Annotated in this window: 1 protein-coding gene; it reads left to right on the top strand. The window is 40.4% G+C overall.

The genetic code is table 11. The features are described 5' to 3' along the window. Positions 1–183 precede the first annotated feature (183 nt). Positions 184–695: DnaB-like helicase N-terminal domain-containing protein (locus ACFILA_RS09775; protein WP_375661153.1), on the top strand; the 512-nt coding region annotated here is incomplete at its 3' end.

Here is a 695-nt window from a genome sequence, read left to right as displayed (position 1 = left end):
AGTGGTTCTTTGACCCTTGAGGGGCGTCCCGAAGTCATGGCGGATCAACCTCTTTTATTGCAAGGGTTTCGTGGGCAAATCAATGGACCATGGAAAGCCGCGACCGTCACCCACCGCTATGAAAAACAAAGTGGATACACCACAGAAATTACACTCGAAGCACCAAACAGGGAAAAGAAAGCAATGAGAACACTGAACATGCTAAAAACAGAAAATCCAAGAGATAATTTTGCTTCTTCTTTTCGTCAACTTCCCCATAATATTGAAGCAGAGCAGGCATTACTTGGAGCAATCCTGATTAATAATAATGCACTCGATCGCGTTTCAGACTTTCTCAAAGCAGAACATTTTTTTGAAACGCTACACCAAAAGATCTTTGAGATTGTCTTACAAATTATTCAAAATGGTCATCTTGCAAACCCCATTACAATCAAGCCCTATATCCAAATGGAAGAAAAAGTTGGAGATATTACTGTATACCAGTATGTTGTTCGCTTAGCCACAGAGGCAGTCACTATTATTAACACTGAAGATTATGGACGCGTTATTTACGATCTTTTTATCCGCCGGTCTTTGATTAATCTTGGCAATGAAGTTGCCAATACAGCTTTTGATGCTCCTGTAGAGCTCACGCCTACCCAACAAATTGAAACGATTGAAAATCAGTTATTTGAGCTCGCCGAAAAAGGGAAATA

The organism is Bartonella sp. CL71SXKL, assembly GCF_042194935.1.
Classification (GTDB): domain Bacteria; phylum Pseudomonadota; class Alphaproteobacteria; order Rhizobiales; family Rhizobiaceae; genus Bartonella.
This window is presented reverse-complemented; position numbering and strand designations above follow the sequence as displayed.